Origin of the sequence: Bacillus sp. SJS, assembly GCF_000732485.2 — a bacterium.
In the GTDB taxonomy this organism is placed as follows: domain Bacteria; phylum Bacillota; class Bacilli; order Bacillales; family Bacillaceae; genus Metabacillus_B; species Metabacillus_B sediminis.
Map to the genome: position 1 here is coordinate 71041 of NZ_JAQV02000019.1, position 20754 is coordinate 91794.

11 protein-coding genes are annotated in these 20754 nt (G+C 35.7%); all 11 read left to right on the top strand.

From position 1 onward, the window contains the following. Positions 1-206: 206 nt before the first annotated feature. Positions 207-1328, top strand: coding sequence for a sugar ABC transporter substrate-binding protein (locus AS29_RS10980; protein ID WP_035405802.1), 1122 nt, complete (start codon positions 207-209; stop codon positions 1326-1328). A gap of 87 nt (positions 1329-1415) precedes the next feature. Continuing rightward, positions 1416-2936 (top strand): sugar ABC transporter ATP-binding protein, encoded by a 1521-nt coding sequence (locus tag AS29_RS10985; protein ID WP_035405804.1) that lies wholly within the window; start codon positions 1416-1418, stop codon positions 2934-2936. A gap of 13 nt (positions 2937-2949) precedes the next feature. Next, positions 2950-4122 (top strand): sugar ABC transporter permease, encoded by a 1173-nt coding sequence (locus AS29_RS10990; protein ID WP_035405806.1) that lies wholly within the window; start codon positions 2950-2952, stop codon positions 4120-4122. A gap of 194 nt (positions 4123-4316) precedes the next feature. After that, positions 4317-5852 carry a response regulator gene (locus tag AS29_RS10995; RefSeq protein ID WP_035406075.1) on the top strand — a complete coding sequence of 512 codons (1536 nt, stop codon included), beginning with the start codon at positions 4317-4319 and terminating at the stop codon, positions 5850-5852. Between the two features lie 62 nt (positions 5853-5914). Next, positions 5915-6190, top strand: coding sequence for a hypothetical protein (locus tag AS29_RS11000; protein ID WP_035405808.1), 276 nt, complete (start codon positions 5915-5917; stop codon positions 6188-6190). Positions 6191-6218: 28 nt separating this feature from the next. After that, positions 6219-6464 (top strand): hypothetical protein, encoded by a 246-nt coding sequence (locus AS29_RS11005; protein ID WP_035405810.1) that lies wholly within the window; start codon positions 6219-6221, stop codon positions 6462-6464. Between the two features lie 596 nt (positions 6465-7060). After that, entirely contained in the window at positions 7061-8815 is a 1755-nt protein-coding gene (locus tag AS29_RS11010; protein ID WP_035405812.1) for a hypothetical protein, read from the top strand. 11 nt (positions 8816-8826) lie between these two features. After that, positions 8827-10374, top strand: coding sequence for a hypothetical protein (locus AS29_RS11015; protein WP_035405814.1), 1548 nt, complete (start codon positions 8827-8829; stop codon positions 10372-10374). Positions 10375-10381: 7 nt separating this feature from the next. Then, positions 10382-15595: an ATP-binding protein gene (locus AS29_RS11020; RefSeq protein ID WP_051860596.1), complete on the top strand. Its 5214-nt coding sequence runs from the start codon at positions 10382-10384 to the stop codon at positions 15593-15595. Next, positions 15592-16413: a DUF4007 family protein gene (locus AS29_RS11025; protein ID WP_035405815.1), complete on the top strand. Its 822-nt coding sequence runs from the start codon at positions 15592-15594 to the stop codon at positions 16411-16413. The genes AS29_RS11020 and AS29_RS11025 overlap by 4 nt, the downstream gene beginning before the upstream one ends. A 15-nt stretch (positions 16414-16428) precedes the next feature. Then, entirely contained in the window at positions 16429-20703 is a 4275-nt protein-coding gene (locus AS29_RS11030) for a hypothetical protein (RefSeq protein WP_035405817.1), read from the top strand. Positions 20704-20754: the final 51 nt, after the last annotated feature.

The window sequence follows — 20754 nt, forward strand, 5'->3', positions numbered from 1 at the left end:
TTAGCGGAGAAGGTGCCAGAGCTTTCGTACGGTAAAATTTGTGGGGACTGACCCGCTGGCCCCCGCCGCCCGCACTTCTTTCCACCCAAAATATTAAAAAAGTCCAGACAATATTAAAAGAATGCTAGTTGTTAACGCTTTCAAACCGGGACCTTCAGCATATAATTGAGCTGTAATCATACAAAATCAGTTCAGGGGGTTTACAAATGAACAAATTTTTTAAAGCGTTTTCATCGCTGATGGTTCTTATGCTGTTTGTCGGGATGCTTGCAGCGTGCAACAGTAAAAGCACTGGCGGTGGCGGCGGTGGCAAGGGAGTCGACGTAGGAATCGTATTGCCTACAAAAGATGAGCCAAGATGGGTACAGGATGAGCAAAGATTTAAGGAAGCGTTAAAAGATTCAAAATATACAACAGAAATTCTTTTCAGCCAAGGTTCTTCCGCTAAGGAAAAAGAAAACGTTGAAACATTGCTGAACAAAGGAATCAAAGTTCTAATCATCAGCCCGCAGGATGGCGACGCGGCTGCTGCTGCTGTAGAAGCGGCTAAGAAAGATGATGTAACAGTTATCTCCTACGATCGTCTGATCACAAACACGGATGCAGTAGACTACTACGTAACATTCGACAGCCTGGCTGTTGGTGCAGCTCAGGGACAATACTTAATCGACCATGCAAAAGGCAAAGGAACTCCATTGTACCTGTATGCCGGAGCAGCGTCTGACAACAATGCGTTCCTATTCTTCCAAGGTGCCTGGAGCGTTCTTCAGCCGAAAATCGCTGACGGAACATTCAAGGTGGCAAACTCAAGCGAAGCAGAAGCCCTGAAGGATACAGCTGAGCTTTCCCGTGACCAATTGAGCAAAATTCTTGGCCAGGTAACAACGAACTGGGATCCAAGCGAAGCGAAAAACAAAGCGCAAACTCACTTGACTGCAGCTAAAGCTGACATGAAGGGCGACGTTGCGGTACTTGCTCCAAACGACGGAACAGCTCGTTCCATCGCAGATGTATTCGGTTCTGACGGAGACGTGAAAAGCTTTGTAATCACGGGTCAGGATGCAGAGAAAGCTTCCATCCAATACGTAATTGACGGCAAGCAATCCATGACCGTATTCAAGGATGTTCGTACACTCGTGAAAGATGCGATGGGTATGGCAGTTGAAATCCTTGACGGCAAAAAACCTGAAACAACAGGTGACTACGATAACGGCAAGAAAAAAGTAAACGCTAAGCAAACCGACGTCATTGTCGTAGATAAAGAAAACGTGAAAAAGGAATTGATTGATTCCAAGTACTACGAAGAGAAAGAATTCTCAGGTCTGTAAAAACTTAAACACCAGGCGGAATAGTGGTAGAGCTTTCTATCACTATTTCGTGATTGTATCAGCTGTTTTGTTAAGGGGGATCACATGATGAGTGAACACATTCTGGAGATGAGACAGATCTCCAAGCATTTTACAGGCGTCAAAGCACTCGACAATGTCAACTTCAAGGTGAGGAAAGGCGAGATTCACTTCCTCGTCGGTGAAAACGGTGCGGGGAAATCCACGCTGATGAAGGTGCTCAGCGGTGTGTATCCATATGGAACATATGATGGAGACATCGTCTATGAAGACAGTGTGCAGCAGTTTAATAAAATCAATGACAGTGTGAACGCAGGCATCGCCATCATCTATCAGGAGCTTGCGCTGTTTCCGGATCTCACAGTCTATGAAAATATCTTTGCCGGGAACGAAGTTAAAAAGGGTGGAGTCATCGACTGGAACGAGACAATCGTCGAAGCGAAGAAAATGCTTGCGAAGGTCAAGCTTGATGTAACACCTGATACCTTAATCAAGGATCTTGGCGTAGGAAAGCGGCAGCTTGTGGAAATTGCGAAGGCACTGAGCAAGGATGTCAAATTGCTCATTCTCGATGAACCGACCGCGGCACTGAATGAAGACGATAGTGAAAACCTTCTCGAGCTTCTGTGTGAACTGAAAAAGCAGGGCATTACATGTATCATGATTTCGCACAAGTTAAAAGAAGTGATTTCCATTGCCGACCAGGCTACGGTTCTCCGTGACGGCCAAACGATTTGTACATTGGACGGCCCTTCAGGACAGATTACCGAAGCCGCGATTATCAAAAACATGGTCGGCCGGGCCATTGATGATATTTATCCGAAGCGTCCAAAGAAAGCACCGGGTGAAACGATCCTCGAATTATCGAATTGGTCCGCCTATGATCCGAAATTGGGCCGAAAGGTAATCAAGGATGTGGACCTGCATGTAAAGAAAGGCGAAATCGTCGGGCTTGCAGGATTGATGGGATCAGGGAGGACCGAGCTTGCCCTCAGTATTTTCGGGAATGCCAAGTCCTATAAATTAGAAGGAAACTTGAAGCTCAACGGAAAGGCTGCGAACCTGAAGCATACGAGTGACGCCATTCGCGAAGGGATCGCCTATGTAACCGAGGACCGGAAAGGGGACGGCCTGTTCCTGATCCAGGATATCAAGAACAACATCACTGCCGCCAACCTGAAAGGCATCTCCTCAAAAGGGGTGCTGAACAACAACGAAGAGATCAAGATCGCCGATCATTATAAAAAATCCCTTCATATTAAAACGTCTTCACTCGAGCAATTGGCCGGCAACCTGAGCGGGGGGAACCAGCAGAAGGTGTCTCTCGGCAAATGGCTGTTTGTCGGACCGAAGCTGCTCATTCTCGACGAACCGACGCGTGGAATCGATGTCGGAGCGAAGTTTGAAATTTATTCGGTCATGAACGAACTCATTAATGAAGGCATGAGCATCATCATGATCTCATCCGAGCTCGGTGAAGTGCTTGGGATGAGCGACCGGGTGTATGTTATGGCTCAAGGCGCCATCAAAGGCGAGCTCGCCATCGAAGAAGCCGATCAAGAAAAAATTATGCAGCTTGCGACGCAATAGGAGGTACTATTCAATGAACTTTTTCCGTGAAGCCAGAACGCTAATCAGTGAAAACATTCGTGACTACGGCATGTACATCGCCTTATTCGCTATTATTCTAACATTCTCCGTCATGACGGATGGACTCTTCATGTCCTCCCGGAATATCAGTAATCTGATTGACTCCGCCGGTTATATCGCGGTGCTTGCGGTCGGAATGACCCTCGTCATCGTCATTCGCCACATCGACTTATCGGTCGGTTTCGTCGCAGGTTTCCTCGGCGCCATCGTCGCGATCATGCTGACAAAGGCAGGAATGCCGATGCTGATCGTCATTCCGCTTATCCTGATCCTAGGGATCGTTGTCGGACTATTTAACGGTCTGCTCGTTGCCCAAATTGGAATCCCGTCATTCGTCGCAACGCTTGCCGGAATGCTGATCTTCAGGGGAGCGCTCCTTCAGGTAACGGAGAAAACCGGTACGATCATCATTCAGGATGATGCATTCAATGCCATCGGGAACGGATACATCCCATCCCTGCTGGAAGTAGGCGGACTGCATGTGCTTTCCCTGTTAGTAGGTCTTCTCGGCATTCTGTACTTGATTTACAGCGAAATCAAAACACGCCGGAACAAAGTGAAATACGGATTCGAAGTGACGTCATTCGGAATCTTTATCCTGAAACTCGTCTTCATTTCCGCCATTGTTGCCTATATTACCTGGATCCTTGCAGGCTACAACGGTTTCTCATGGACAGTCATTATCATGCTGCTCGTTGTGATTGTGTATCACTTCCTGACAACGAAAACCGTACTTGGCCGCCACATCTATGCGGTCGGAAGCAACCCGGAAGCGGCGCATTTGAGCGGGATGAACGTCAAGAAAATCACATATATCGTTTTCGGTTCCATGGGAATGCTCGCTGCCCTGTCCGGAATCCTGTTCACCTCCCGTCTTCAATCCGCGACAACGACAGCCGGAACGCTGTTTGAGCTTGATGCCATCGCGGCAGCCTATGTCGGCGGTGTCTCCTCTGCAGGGGGAGTCGGAAAAGTAACGGGTGCGATCATCGGGGCAATCGTTATGGCTTCCCTCACAAGCGGGATGAACCTGCTTGGTGTCGGAATCTCCTACCAGTACATGATCCGCGGCGGCGTACTCGCTGGAGCGGTAATCTTCGATGTCATGACAAGGAAAAAACGCTAAGAAACCGCAGGAGGGACTGAAAATAGTCCCTCTTTTTTTCTTGTTTTTGTAGATGGCTGGATGTGGGTTGGTATATGATTAGGAAGAAGGGAACGCTTTCATTCAAGGGGATACAGGACTTAAGACGGAAAAATCGAATCGATTATTTAGATAACGCTTACATATAGAAAATAAACAGCAGGGAGTGGATGGGGATGATCAGGCTCCTGATTACGGATGATGAACAGATTGAGCGCGATGGGATGCAGCTCATCTTAACAAAGAACTTTCCGGAGCTCATCATCGAGCAGGCAAGAAACGGGAACATGGCCGCTCAGATGGCGAAAGAGTTTAAGCCGGATCTGATTCTAATGGATATCAAAATGCCGGGGATGAACGGGCTGGAGGCTGTAGAACAAATTGCAGCGGACGATCCAGGCATCAAATTCATCATGGTTACCGCCTACGATACGTTTGACTTCATGCGTCAGGCCATTAAATTCGGGGTAAAGGACTACCTGCTGAAGCCAAGCAAGGCGGCCGACATCGTCATGACGATCGGCAAAGTCCTGAAGGAAATCGAAGAAGAAAAAAAGTCGCTTGAAAGCAGCCGGCAGGAGATGCAAAGCACCCGGTCACTCGTTGAAACGGATGCCGTCACCCAGCTGCTGTTCCACCACGTCCATGATGTACGCGTGGACCAATTGATTGAAATCCTCGACATCCAGTCGGCAGACGAGATGTTCGCGATGATCGTCCTGCTTCCAGATGGAGAGGACCATTTCTATCCCCTCGTCAAAGAAAAAGTCAGGCAGACCGGAAGCGGCTGGGTCGGGGCATTAAATGGCAACCAGCTCCCGGTGATCCTCTTCAGGAAACCGGGCCAATCGTTCCGCGCGCAGGCCTCAACCCTCGCCCGGGACATTCTCTCCATCGCGAAATCAGGAGCGCAGGACCACTGGTTCGTCGGAATCGGAAACGTATATGGGTCCCTTGACCAAATCAGGCAGTCCTATAAGGAAGCACTCATGGCGGCCATGGATACGGCGGTCCCGTCCAAATTCCGGTTCTATTCCGATGTACCGGTCACAGGGGACTTAAGCGAAGAACCATTCGCCGACCAGCAGGAAAAAGAACTGTCCGACCAGGTGCGCCGCGGAGAGTGGCAGCAGGTACGGACAAGGCTGATGAATCTCATCCAGCACTACGAAAACAAAGGAACCGACCTGCTCCAAAGCCAGCAGCGCATGCTCGAAGTACTCTGGATCGGATCCCGTGTCATGAGGGAAATGGGCATCGAAACCATCACCCCCCTCTATTCCTACCAAACGTACCAGTACCGCCAGCTGCGCTCCGAAACCGACGCCCTGCTCGACAGGATGAAGCAAACCTATGCCAGCCACAACAAACGAACCGAAGCCGACACCATCCACCAAATCAAACAATACATCATCGACCACTCAAACGAAGACATGTCCCTGGACACCCTGGCCACCAAAGTGGGCCTTAGCCCGATTTACATCAGTAAAATGTTCAAAGAAAAACTCGGCATCAACTACATCGACCTGTTAACTGAATGCCGGATTGAAAAGGCGAAGAAGCTGCTGGGGAATCCGGAGAAGAGCATTAAAGAAATTACGTATGAGGTCGGGTATCATGATCCGAATTATTTTAGTAAGGTTTTTAAAAAGGTTTGCAGGGTGTCGCCGAAGGAGTATCGGAAGGAAATAATTGGGAAAGCGAATTGGTGAGCAAGAATAATGATATAGATACTTTTATTTCCAAATTCCATAATGGCTAGGTGAATAACTATATGAATAAAATCAAATGGGTTAATGAAATTCAAATTTCATTAGAATTATTAGGTGGAAAAGGTAAATTGTCAGAAATATATAATGAAATTGAAACTAGAAGTAAAATTGACTTAAGTGCGTATGTTGATTGGAGATCACAGATTAGGAAAAATATATACTTACACTCTAGTGATTGTGATATATATATGGGAATACCAGGAGATAAAAAAGATATTTTCTTCTCAGTAGAAGGAAAAGGAAGAGGGATATGGGGGATAAGGAATTTTAACAAATAATTTTTTTGAAATGCGAGAAGGAATAAATATGGCTAAAGCAATAACGAGTAAATTTGCAAAATGGCCTGAGCAAATAACAGATCACATAGTTAAGCACCAAAACGAGATTGGAGACGATTATCCGTTAGAAAAGGTAATTTATATTTGTGAAGATAATATTCCATTGTATGATGATGGTGATAAAACCATAAATGCGTGGAATGAAATTAGTGTTCCGATATTGATAATGAGTACAGTCACGTTTAGAAATAAATATAAAAGATATTTGAAATGAGGAAACATATTCTGAATATCCATTAAATGTGGTTATTCAGGATTTTTCCCCCTAACAAAGGGTAATAATTTTATTTACTGATATACATTTAATGGATTATAATTAAAATAGGAATTTAATCTTACATAGAAGGTGAATAGTTATTAAAACAATAGAATTGGTTCTTATACCCCGTGCTAAAAGTTTTATTAAAGTGGAGTTATTTACGTTTAATGCTACTTTTTATGAGGCGTTTGGTTCATTTAAGCAAGAGAAAGTATATAAGCGAGCCGATAATAAAATAGATGCTATTAATGGTGTGATTAAAAAGCTTACTAATAATGTTTAAGTTGGAGATTCTAAATTATTAAGCCAAGGACCAACAATTCTAATGTGTGTTCCTCATTGTTATTCCTCTTTATTTACATTCCTCAAAACAGACGATTCATTTCATGCTGAAATTCAGACAATTAAAGGATATTAATTAGATTTGAAGTTTCGTGCTTTTTCGACAAAATACATAAATGCTTGCTGTTACTATGAAACCAACTAATAGGATATTTATACCGTATTTTAAATCTATTATTATTATTATTTTGAAAAGGTGAAGAGAGATAATGAACAATTTTGTTGCTTACTTGAATACTTTAAACAATGCTAATAGCTCCAATGAGAATGCTTTAGCAGAAGCTCAGATAACTAATAATTATTATAAAAAGTTCCACGTAGAAAGAAATTTGGGGTTTTATCTTGCAGAAAAGCTAAAGGAGAAACCTACATGCGTGATACTCACTGGACATGCTGGGGATGGTAAAACTAGTTTAGTGTACCAAATTCTTAAATCACTAAAAATGATTGAAGAGGGCAGCAGTTTAAAAAAACATGAACAAAAATATTCTATCGAGTTAGAACGTGACCTTTTATATATAAAAGATATGAGCGAGTTAATGGAGGAAAAACAATTAGAGTTATTAAGAAAGGCTATAAAGGGAAAAAAGGACGGGGTTTCTTCAATAGTGGTCTCCAATACTGGTCCTTTAATAAATACTTTCCGCCAATTAATTAAGATTGGACATATAAAAAATGTTTCTGAAGATATTGCGGAAATGAAGTTGCTAGAAGTAATGGATAAAAATAGTGGAGTAGAGATTACAGTTGGAGACAGTGAAATATTATTAATAAACATGGCTCGTATAGACAACGTAGTATTGGTACCCAAATTGATAGATCGTATAAGTTCTGATGAATTATGGGAAGGTTGTACAAACTGTCAAAAAGTAGATGCTTGTCCAATTTATAATAACTATAAATCAATTAAAGATAATAAAACAAATGTTAATTCTTTTGTCACAAGCTATTATCGTTGGTTATTTGAATTAGATAGAAGATTGACTGTTAGGCAAATACTTGCACAGTTATCCTATTCGATGACTGGAAATTTGACGTGTAATGACGTTTCTGAATCATCAAGTTCAGAAATGAAATTTAGATACCACTTTAGTAATTTATTTTTTGGTTATAAAGGATTAGAGGTAAACGAGGAAGCTAGGCAAATTCGAGCGATAGAAGAATTGCAGGAACTCAACTTAGACAGTAAAGAGACAAAATATGATTATGATTTTTTTGTTAAAAATGATTTCACTCATTTAACAGATTCAACAAAAGAAGTTGCTTTTGAAATATGGGATAAAAGAAGTCAAAAATATAGACTAAAACCAGTAGATTTTATGCAAACTGATGAACCTTATCAGTTAAGAAAGGCTATTCGTAGAATGAACTTTCTTTTCGGTAGATTCAATGAAGAAACTACAAATTATTTACTCGACCAATTATTTTCACCTGTTTTTAGTAATTATATAAGCTATAGAAGCAAAAAAGTGACAGTAAAAGAAAAAAGAAATGTTAAAGCAACAATATATAAAGCTTTAAATTTTATTCTAGTAGGAACTCACCTTGAAAAAGATATGGGAAAAATATATCTTCCTTTACAAAGGCATGGCACAGGTAATCAAAATGTACAATTATTGCTAGGGGAACTTAATGATAATGACATTAATGTAGATCAAGAGTATCTGGGATCAATATATGATGATGATGAGAGTCATTATGAAATAAACCTTATATTTTCAAGTGGGAAAAAGTTTAAAATTCCTTTAATGTTATTTGATTACTTTAATCGAATTTCTTTGGGGGCAGTAACCACTAGCATAAACCCCTCCTTAAGTCATGGAATTGATACTATGAAATCTCAGCTGTTTAACGATTATAAGTATCGTGATGAGAATGAAATAATTAGATTACTCATTCATACTCTGAATGGACCAAAATTAATTAAGCTGCAAATAGATCAACTGGAATTATTTGTAGATTAAGGAGTGTATAAATGTCAGTAAAACTAAACAATACTACTTTGTTTCCTAACGCAAATTTTGACATCTATAAACAAAATATCCAAATACAAACGTATGGACAAAGATTATTCAGAGATCAGACCCTATATGAATACTTATTAGAATTTTTAGTGATTTTTTCTTCGCCTAAAAAGGTTTCTAAAGAAGAAATGTCTGAGGGGAGATATAAGTTTGAAACCATAACAGAGGAGCATAACGATAACTTAGTTTACTATCCATCTCCTAAAATGGCTTTAAAACGATTCATCTTTTTAAATAGAAGTGAAATTGATAAACGATTTAATGTAGATATAGATGCATTAGAAGAACACAGAGAACTATTAAAAGATAAGATTTCTACTGAAGATCCAAATATTAACAAAGAATTTATACTTAATGTATTACAAGACTTATTATATGGGTTTAATGCCATAATAGGTAAACGCTCATGGTTTGCTCAATCATTACTACCTATGGCCCCAGAATTAATTTTTTGCGAGGCAATCGGAAGCAAAACTGAAAGAGAAAGAATAAATTCAACATCAAATATTAAAGAAGTTGATGGGAAATTTGATTTTAATTATCGGGCATTTATGGCAAGAGGTGGAGAAGTATACTATCTACACGTTCTTCAAGGTATACAAGAATTGCCGGAGATAAAAGAAAAATTAGAATCAAGAATAAAAAGTTTGATTACAAGTGTTCCTCAACTCAGCAAAATATCAAAATTTTTACAAAATAACTGGGAATTAGATAAATTTAAAGATCTAAAAGAGATCGAAGAAGATCCTATTGAAAAATTAGATTATATTAAAAAGAAAATGGAGTGGATACCAGACAATTATAGAAAAAGAGGAGCAAATACAGTAGAAGAATTGCTAAACCTTTTGTCATCTTCAGTTAACACAACTGAGAAAATAGAATTATTCACTTCACTGATTGCTTTACAAGTTATTAGAATGATGTGTTTACAAGCTCAAATTACCTTATATGGAATAGATAACGGTGAATGGTTGATTGATGTAATAAATGATCCTAGCCATCAGATACGCAAAATGGCTGTAACTTCTTATGAAAGACTAGAAGAAAACGTATTCAGAGCAGTGCATCATGCTGATCTAGAAGGATATATGGATAAAGGTGAACATAATAGAACTAAAGAGGCTATTTATGAAGAGGCTTCTAAAGATTCAAACAGACTTATAAGAAAACTTGGGAAGCAAATTGGACTTATTATACCACCAAAAGGTGGAAATATGAGGTTGAGTATTAATGAGAGCTTAATTAAGGTATTAGTATTAGCAATTGTACCCCCAGGGAAAAGAATGTTATATACAACATTTTTAAATAAATGTTATGAGCATTTTAAAATAATTATTGGTTCTACAGAAGCTAAGAAGCATTGGTTGGAAAATAATGAATTAGACGTAACTATTTTTAATGCAAATTCAGAAAAGTTTCAGATAATGTTAAAAGATTGTGGGTTTTTAAGGGATCTATCAGATTCTACATCCATCGTTGAAAACCCATTTCAGGAGTGAAAATTAATTGATACATTATATAGATGAAATTATAACCATATTAGAAGAGAAGATTGATTTTAACAATAATAATAATTCCTATTTATTTCGTCTGGATAATTTTTTGCATCCAAAAATTTACTTAGAAGTAAGCAGTTACTTCAAAAAAAAGTCATCTGAGCAGGGAGTAAGATTCAAAGCAAAGCTAGCAAAAGAGCAATGGAAAAACTTCAAGGATCAAGAAGAATATATAGTGTATCTTGATAAGCTTGAACAAGAAGATTTTGTTGAACAAGAAGCACAAATGACAACCTGGAGAAACTCAATTGCTGACCAAAAAGGAATTTTATTTCTTATGGGAACTGAAAATGTTCAAGATAAAGGAGGTTTAGCTGATTTTTATAAAGTTTCACCAGAAATAATTGAAAGAAAAATAGGGAAAAAATATGCAAATTGGTTCGAAAAAATGATAGAGCTGGATGATCAGTATGAAGTGAATGCCGTTAATCACTTCTTTGATCATTTATTTCGGGTTATACCAAAAGACTTATACAAATTGAGTAGTGTAATAGACCGTTTAGAAACTAAAAATTTATTTGGAATTAATGAGGTATTAGGGGAGATTGGATATAATTTTGTTGAAGATTGGGGATTACCTACATTCTATGAACTAGATAATAAAACAATTACCCAATTATCAAAAAAGGGAAAGTTTGATTTATTGGAAAAGTCATATAAGTTCAAGAGTAGAGCAGAATTTAAAGACGGACTAACTAAAGCTAAATTCTCTAAACTTGAAAAAAGAATTAAAGAATTTAAAGGTAACGAGAAATTTGAAGAGTTTGGAAAGCAAATTGAAGATGTGAATAAAATGTTCGGATCATTTGATAATTTCGAGAATGCATTAACTGATTATTTTAAGGGGATAAATCTCGATACCTTAAGACCAATGTTATTTCAGTTAGATTTTAATTTAATCAATGCTATTGTAAACTTTAAAATTGCTAAAACCGGTTCTTCAAAAAAAGATACAATAACTAAAATATATGGATCTCCTATTGAAGCGTTTTCAAAGATGATATTTAGCAGCTTAATGACACTAGAAAATTTAGGCGAGCAAGAAAAGAAACCGTTATTAACGATCACATTAAACGAAGCTGTACTTTCAAATTATTTAGAGGACAATATCTACGATTTATACAATGCCTGGTCAAAAATATGTTTTGCAACCGGCGGACTACTTGAATATTTGCAAGAGGAATTAGAAGAGTATATTACTGTTCGATACAAAAGTAATGAAGATCCTTTTCAGATTTCATATTCTGATAACCTCTCTATAAAACCAACAAAAGGAACTCAAACACTTTCATATATTCATATTTCTGTGCAAATCCAAGATTCTGATAGACAAATGGAATATAAGTGGGTATTTAATCCAAATGATCACTGGTTAAATACATTTGATATAAATTTGCTTGATCAATTGTTAGACCAATGTGAAACATCGACTGGATTTCTTCCTATATTTAGTAACGTTTCTTTAGGTAATTTATTAAGTAGCGTTGATTCAGAAATCTTCTTTCATCAATTAAGTGGTTCTAGACAGGATTTTTGTAATGTATTTGAGCTGTTTCCAATGGAATTACAAGAAGGAAGCATAACGACTAGGCTATATCAACTTAGTAGCCCATTCAAAGAATTTATTAAAGATTTAAAGAAATATGGTTTTTATAACACTGTAAATGCGAGAAAATCAAGATCTGCTCTTCTTTTTATAGAAAAGTACACAAATGTACTAGAATCTTTAGTTGAAAACTATTCAAGTATTGATACTGTTGAGAGAAAATACATTTATTTAGTGACGAATCTATTCTTAATGGTTCAATCTAAAGATGTTGCAAAAGAGGAGTATTTAAAAGGTGCCATAGTACCACCAATACATCCTGCTATGTTAGAGAAAATGATTGAACAACAAGCATTTTATCGCCAAGGTCTAAATACTCTTCTAATTGAGTTAGTTAATGGTAATCCAAATTGTCAATTCGAAAAAATGATCGACAATATAGCAAGACAATCTACCATAATTACAGGTTTAGATACAATTGTTTCTGAAAGCTCTACTAATCGTCTAACGAAAGAAGTATTTGGATATTATGGTTTGCATGGCGAAGTGTTAGAAGAGGAATCATTAGAATCAATGGCGCTGCTGGACAATGATTTAATATTTGATGAAGACTTTAATACTAAAGAAATGCTGACTAATTCATTTATGTCTCGTTTAATAGAACAAAAACTAATGGAATATGTTCAAACTTTTCCAGCTCAATCTGATTCAATAAAAATAGGGTTTGTTAATTTTGATCATCTTCAACCAGTGGTTGCTGGGGTGCATGGGTTTATAGAAAAATTAAAAGATTTGTCACATCCTACTATTATCAAATTACAAATCATTTCTCCTAGTCATCTTCAAGAAGGAAGAACCTATGTTAATTTTTGGCTAGATAACTTTTTTGAAGAAGAAGATAACGTTAGTATTGAAACATATTATAGAAGCATAAATTTACGAACTGGAAATAGCTCTATTCTAAAAGAAGTAATTTTAGAACATGATCTGATTTTTACCAATAATGTTATGAGTACAGGGAGAATTTCTAATCGACATACTGGTGAAGCAAACATAACTCCTTCAGATACTCGGTTTCCTATGGTATTTCATCCAATGCCAATTTATGGAGCTGAAAGCGGTAGAGCAGTTTCTATAAGCCAAAGACAATTTCAAGCAGCGTTTATACACTCTCAGTTATCCCATAGAATAGAAAATCCTGATAGCAAAGATGGCATATATAGAGTAGAAAAAGAACTTTTTATGTCTGATCAAATGAAAACTGTGCTTGACATATTACATGATAAAGCTAGATGGGTAGTATCTCTTGATACTGGACTGGATAGGAAATTTTTTGGTCAGGATAAAGTCATCAGCTTCTCAACTGGAGAAGGTCCATACGGTGAATTAAATATGACTATTTCAGCGTCCAGTAAGGTGCGAGAAGATGTAATTAATAAGCTTACTAAAAGACTTAAAAATATTTTTCCTTCTTGGGATAAGGAAAAATTATTTGCTTGTGCTCAGTTCTGTATTGATCAATCAAAAAATTTAGACGGTATAAAAATACTAAAATCTTTAAACCCCTATGATTATGAAGTACACAGCTTTTTATCGTATATTTTGTCAGCCAAAAGTCTCAATATAAACACTCAAGAACCGAATTTGCTATTAAAGGCATATATTCCCTTAGATTCTTATATGCATTGGTTCGTGGATACGCCAAATAGACCGGATTACCTACTCATTGAAATCAATAAAGAAGGAATAAATTCTGAAATTATTGACATAAATGCTACTGTTATTGAATGTAAGATGGGAAAAGAAAATAATCAGCAGATAGAAAAAGGGATGAAGCAGCTAAGTAATTGCGTTTCTTACCTTGCTGATATTTTTTATGGGTCATCGAGAGTTTTTAATAGACGATATTGGTTTGCACAACTATATCGGGCTTTAGTTTTTTCTCCTAACTTCGTATCTGCTAAAGAAGAGGACCAAATTTCTTTCAACAAAAATTTGCTAAAAATTTTAGATGGTAAATTTAAAATCAATTGGTCTGCGAAATTACTAACATATTGGCTTGATTACAATGAAGAAAAAATCTCTGAAAAGGAAATTCAGCTTGAAGGATCAAGTGTTCCTTGTATACACGAAGCATTTGGACAAATTTATATTCAAAAAAATTTACTTCCTAATGAAATGTTAGAAAACATAACATTTGAAGCAGTGGGAAAAAATCTACGTGTTTTTGCTAATAATAAACAGGATTTTGAATTATTAATCAATGAGTTTGAAACCGAAGTAGTCGATTCAGAAGAGGTAACATTAGTTGAAGTGGATAAACAAGAAGCAAATAGCCCATTAGAAAAACATGAGAAATCTGGAGCGGAAGTAGATAATTCTCAGGAGTCAACTTTTAACGGGAATAGAAATATGATTAGTCAAGTCAAACATTCTAATGATTTAGAAAAAGAAGAGAGAAATAAATTCAATAATCCAACGCCTCTGGAGAAAGTTAGAATTTTATTAGGGAAAGATACTATAACTCAAAAGGATATTTACTGGGAATATGGACACCCGCAACTAGAAAATAGACACATACTTATATCAGGTAAATCAGGAGTAGGGAAAACCTATTTTATACAGTGCCTTCTATATGAATTAGCTAGGAATGGAATTTCGAGTATTGTGTTTGATTATACGGATGGCTTTAAAAAATCAAAATTAGAACCAGAATTTAAGGAAGCTCTCTCTGATGACATAGAACAATTTTTGGTTTTTAGAGACAAATTCCCTGTAAATCCATTCAAAAGAAACCTTAAAGAATTAGATGAAGATGAATTTTTACCTGAAAGTGATGAAGATGTGGCTGAGAGAATTAAAAGTGTCTTCTCAGCGGTATACAAAGACATTGGATCACAGCAAGCAAATGCTCTGTATCAAGCTACAAAGGAAGGTTTGAAAAAATACGGAGATGCAATGGATTTAAATTTACTGGGAGTAGAGTTAGAAGCTTTAGGTACATCCTATGCTCTAACTACCCTTTCAAAAATTCAATCCATAATTGATAGAAATCCATTTAATACGACATCCTCTTACAATTGGGATGAGCATCTTGAGAAAAAAGGTAAAGTTTTCATTGTACAACTTACTGGATTCAATAGAGATGTGCAGCTGGTTATTACTGAGTTTATCTTATGGGATCTATGGAACTATTTATTAACTCATGGAGATAAAGTAAAACCATTTCCAGCAATAATTGATGAAGCACAAAATTTAGATCATAGTGAAAAATCTCCAAGCGCAAAAATTTTAACAGAAGGAAGGAAATTTGGTTGGTCTGGATGGTATGCCACCCAGTTTATGCAGGGGCAATTAGGTAAAGATGAAATCCAACGATTGCAAAATTCAAGTCAAAAAATATATTTTTCTCCTCCGGAAGAAGAGATCACCAATATCGCATCTTACTTAGATACTGATTCACACAAACGTAAAGAATGGGCCAAAAGATTATCTGGTTTAAGAAAAGGCCAATGTGTTGTTTGGGGACCTATTTTAAATACTGAAGGCAATCTAGAAAGGAAAGGACCTAGAATTGTTGATGTATCACCATTTTCTAGAAGGGTTAAAGAAGAATGATTCGCAGCTTGAATTTTCATCAGTCATTTGCTCCAGAAAGAGATGCTCTAGCACAATTATTAAGTCTATCACAAGAAAATTGTCCCCCTTTAACTAAAGAAGAAATTAGTAAAATTACTACTATATCTACTGGAGAAAGTTCAGGAAAAGTAGTACCTAATCTTTTATATGCAGAAATGATGGGAATTTTAGATGTAAAAGTTTGTGAAGGGCGCTATCAATTATATCCAAATCCTTTAGGAACTGTAATTAAAAATGAGGATCCATTTTTAATAGAATCTATTACAAAATGGATTTGTCACTACAACTTAGCATTTAAAAATTCGAAAACGGTTCTTTGGAGCTATATTTTTAATGAAGTAATTAAGCAACTAGGAACGTCCTTTTCAAAAGAGTCTTTACAAAAAGTTGTAAACAAGAACTTTGAAGCGCAAGTCAACCTTACCCCTTTTCGTTCATGTTACCTTAACAACGATAGAAGTTTTACAGCTCTTGAATTACTAAAAGAAGAGGATAATAACTATCGAATGATTCCACACAATGTTGAACCTTCTTATATGTATTTATATGCCTATCAATTACTTAATAGTTGGGAAATATTCTTGGAGGACAGGACAGAGATAACATTTAATGAGATTAAAGAAAAATTATATTTTGGAGATCCTTATGTGTGGGGAGACAGAGAAATTCACCATGTACTCGAATTACTTCATGATGAAAAAATAATAATATTAAATAGACAATTAAACCCTTTGACTATTGTTAGGCATGAAAATTCTAAGGATATATTAAATAAATTATACTCGCTATTAATATGATGGGAGAATGTAAGTATGGAAGGGCTAAAGATAAAAGATGTGCTTCGTTTTAAAAAGGAACTTTATTTTAATGGCGCGGTTCAGGTTGATTGGTTTTACCACCAAGAAAAGCAATTAGAAGTTGCAAAAAGTTTTGTATTTCATGGTCCAGAATATTTTGGAGTCAGTGAAGCTGATATTACCTTTAAAAGTCATAAGCTAGTTGATACTGCTACTTTTACTAGAATTATCGGCAATAAGTTATATGGAGAAACTAATGGGTCAAATTTCACCATGACAATCGCTCCATATGGTACAGGAAAATCACACTTGGCTGTTACGATAGCTTCACTATTCGGAACCCATGAAGCAGTTTCTAATAATATAATTTCTAACTTAAAAAAAGTGGATAAAAATATTAGTACTGAAATTGAAAATCTTCACACAAAACCTAATCTTGTTCTTGTACTTAATGGAATGAAAGATTTTAATTTAAACTATGAGATATTAAATGCTACTCAGAAAGTTTTAACCATGCATAATATAGATGGGGCGTTCCTTCAAACATTAACAAAATCTTATGAAATAGCTAAAAATTTTCTAATTAATACTTTTTCAACGTTTAGAGACTTATACGAAAGTGCCAGAAGGGAATTACTTCCAAATGTAGTAACTTCTACTTTAGAAAATTATCTTTATGTTAACATTTTGCAAGATACTAATGTCTTTGAAGTAATTAATAAGGTTTACCATACAGTCAATGGTACGTATATTCGTTGGGATGAAGGGGTATCTGCGGGTGACGTACTATTAAAGATTTCACAAAATTTGTGCGGAGATAGAGGGCCATTTAATAAGATACTAGTACTCTTTGATGAATTTGGAAGATATATTGAGTTCGCTTCTTCATATCCCACTAGAGCAGGAGATTCAGCGCTCCAACAGATATATGAGGCAGTACAAGATAGTGACGATAAAATTCTTTTTGTAGGTTTTATACAATCAGATTTAAAAAGTTATCTAACAAGAGTAGATCGTTCCTCTAATATCAATAGGTATGTAGGACGGTATGAAGCGAGTGAAAAAATACACTTGTCGTCCAATTTAGAAACAATATTTGCTAATTTAATTGAAAGAACAAATCAAATTGCGTTTAAAGAGCTAATTCAAGAAAAATTAAATAAAGAGGAAGAAACGAAAAATTGGAGAAGATTCCATACCGATCTTTTATCTTGGTTACCTTCGGCAGAAAATTCAAGTGTGTGGAATGACTATAACCACTTTCAAAAGGTTATCCTAGAGGGAATTTATCCTCTACATCCAATGACTACATGGATGCTATCTAATCTCTCAAGTTGGTTGCAGCAACGCTCTTCCTTAACATTTCTTGAAAAGCAAATTGAAAACTTTAATGAAGTAAAGCTACATGATTTCGGCACCTTACCTTTTATACCTGCTACATCAATAATCCAGTCTGACTTTTTTAAAGAGTTACTTGCAGCCGAACAGGATGAAAGGAAGCAAAGTGAATATTGTATACTATATAATCAAATTCTCACTAAATTTGGTGACAAGTTTGATGAAAGACTTAAAAAAATATTAGCTGCAAATTTAATTTTAAGAATTGGTCGTTTTAAAACAAAATCTATTGAAGAGGTCAAGTCTGCAATAGTGTATGCTTCAAATTTAACTCTAAAAGAAGTAGAGACTGGGTTATCAACTTTAGTAGATGATTTTGGAGTACTAAGCTTTGATGATGTTGCTAATGTCTTCGATTTTGTTGCAGATGCTACAGGAATAAATGATTTTAAAAGAATGATACAGAAAAAAAGGATCAAAATTAATAAAAGTTTAAATTTGAATTTAGTTTTCGAGAGTACTATTAAAGAATTACTTATGTTGGAAAATGTTGAAACTTCATTTGCACAACGTAATTATGTTGTATCAAGCGAATGGAAATATACACAACATCTAGTTCATTTAGAAGAGGTTAATAATAAATACTTATTAGATTTGAAAAATGAGTGGGAGTTAAGTACAAAACCAGACATTCCTAAGGGGAAAGTGATATGGGTTTATATACCTAATAATGTAGATGACTTAAAGGTCAGATCATTAGAAACGTTATTAGGAAAGCTAAAATATGACGATATCCCAATATCTCTATTCCTTTTAGATGATAAGGAAGCATTATTTTACAATTCAATTTTAGATTATCAAGTTTCAAAGCATTTTAGTGAGGAAGAAAAGGTAAAATTCGGCCGCTTTATCCCGGAATATATCTCTAAAAGTGAAATGTTGGTAAAAGACAGATTCAATAATTTAGCAACTCAACGAATGGTTATTCGAAGCAGTGGTATTGAAAAGGTGAAGGAGCGTCTAAACAAATATACTGAAGCACAATTTGAGAGATTATATCCTGATCTTATTCCTTTTCCTTATACCGGGTTTTCCAGTAAGACATTGGGTAGGTCTAAACAAGGAGTCTCACGAATTTCAAGACTAATGCTATCTGGTATGAATTATCAAATCATCCATTCTGAAACTACAGAAATGAAAAATAGAATTGAGGAAGTTCTTTTTGATGGAAAGTTTGGTTCGTGGGGAGTAATAAATAATAACTATGGTTTTGTCTCTCCAACTAATATAAAAGTCAGAAAAATTTTTAATGAACTTGATAAAAAATTAGAAAAAACTAAGACCTTGAACATAAGTTGGATTTTTGAAGAATATCAAAAACCACCATATGGAATTAATGACTATTCATTAGCATTATTAATCGCATCATATTTAGCACAAAGAAAAATTGAGACTCGAGTAAATTTTCAAGGTAATCGATTACGACTAGAAGAATGGGGAAAGCAAGTCTATCTTGACAAGGAAATTAGATTACAGAATCTCCTAGATAGTTCTATTGAAAAAGTAGATATAGATGAACTATCTACCCGATATCTATCCCTTTCAATTAAAGTTGAAAGAAACAATGATGTAGATTATTGTCCAAGTCTTTATAAAGAATTAGAGCAGCTGAAAATAGAAGAAGATATACCTGAAAACTTACAAGATAAAGTTGCCCACATGGAAATGGTGCTACAGTTAGGACTCGGACTTCATGAAAAAACTACAAAAAGTATAGGTGCACTTAAAGCAACTTTTGAAAAGGGTATTCGAGATAAGGACTTTAAAAAAATATTTGAGGTCATAGAAAAAAGTGAAGTACTTAATGGATCCATAGAAGACTCATCAAGGTATTTTTACAACGAAAAACACATAGAATTATCTGAAAGTTTAATGGAAAAATCTCATGAATTTATCAATTTAGAATTTAATAATTGGCTTTTAAGATTAAAATGCCAAAGTATCGGGCAAGTTACTCTTTTTGAAAAATGGGTTAAAGATATTATTACCTATTTAATAAAATACGACTATAAAGAAGAAGCAAGAAAAACTCGTTCAAAATTAGAAAAGATTTTAGATGATCTTACAGTTGTTCATAAGCTTCAAAATATAAATGGTACAGTTTTAGAATATTTGAGAAAAAGTAATCCAACAGAAAACATGGGATATGATGTACTTTTAATTTTAAAAAGGGAAGGCCAGGATTTAGTTGATTTTATATTAAGCCATAATGTTGATAGAAATTATTTAGAAAGTTACTTAGAAAAATTAGATCCTAGAGTGAAATTATTAGAAGAAAAAATTGAAAAATTAACAGAAGAGATTACCAGTGTATATGATGCATTTTTTGATTTAAACGACATAGATGCTTGTGAACTTGTCTTAGTAAAAGCAAAAGCTCTTTTATCAAGAACACTAAAAGAAGAAGATAGGAAAAGCATTGAGCAAAGTGCAAATGAGCTTCAAAATTTCTTAAATGATACAGGGATCGTAGAAAAAATTAAAGAAGATCGTAAGGCACTTAATATAGAACTTCTGCTACTAGAAGAAAAATGGTATGAGATAGAATCCGATATAGATTTTATTCAGCTTATTGATTCTTATAAACGAAAAGTATTAAATCATATCAATAGTTTAGAAGAAAAATGGATAAAAAGATACTTAACAAATCAGCAAAGTTTAATTAATTGGACCGTAACAGAATGTACTACATGGTTAAATGATACAAGTATATTGCCGCATTACTTAACTTTAGAAACATCTATTGAGCTTAATAATGTGAATAAAATGGTTATGAGAAGATTAAGCGAACTCTCTATCGAAGGGGTCCTTAGTTTATTCAATAATTTAACTGAAGAGCAAAAAAAAGTATGCTATGATAAATTAGTATCTCAAATGAAAGTCCTAAGCTAAATCAGTGATATAAGTGATTGAGCATCTAGATAATATCTAGATGTCTTCTTT

Excerpts from the sequence above, each read along its gene's own strand:
- AS29_RS11005 (WP_035405810.1), top strand. The coding sequence starts at position 6,219 with ATGGCTAAAGCAATAACGAGTAAATTTGCAAAATGGCCTGAGCAAATA.
- AS29_RS10985 (WP_035405804.1), top strand. The coding sequence starts at position 1,416 with ATGAGTGAACACATTCTGGAGATGAGACAGATCTCCAAGCATTTTACA.
- AS29_RS10995 (WP_035406075.1), top strand. The coding sequence starts at position 4,317 with ATGATCAGGCTCCTGATTACGGATGATGAACAGATTGAGCGCGATGGG.
- AS29_RS10980 (WP_035405802.1), top strand. The coding sequence starts at position 207 with ATGAACAAATTTTTTAAAGCGTTTTCATCGCTGATGGTTCTTATGCTG.
- AS29_RS11030 (WP_035405817.1), top strand. The coding sequence starts at position 16,429 with ATGGAAGGGCTAAAGATAAAAGATGTGCTTCGTTTTAAAAAGGAACTT.
- AS29_RS11025 (WP_035405815.1), top strand. The coding sequence starts at position 15,592 with ATGATTCGCAGCTTGAATTTTCATCAGTCATTTGCTCCAGAAAGAGAT.
- AS29_RS11015 (WP_035405814.1), top strand. The coding sequence starts at position 8,827 with ATGTCAGTAAAACTAAACAATACTACTTTGTTTCCTAACGCAAATTTT.
- AS29_RS11010 (WP_035405812.1), top strand. The coding sequence starts at position 7,061 with ATGAACAATTTTGTTGCTTACTTGAATACTTTAAACAATGCTAATAGC.
- AS29_RS11000 (WP_035405808.1), top strand. The coding sequence starts at position 5,915 with ATGAATAAAATCAAATGGGTTAATGAAATTCAAATTTCATTAGAATTA.
- AS29_RS10990 (WP_035405806.1), top strand. The coding sequence starts at position 2,950 with ATGAACTTTTTCCGTGAAGCCAGAACGCTAATCAGTGAAAACATTCGT.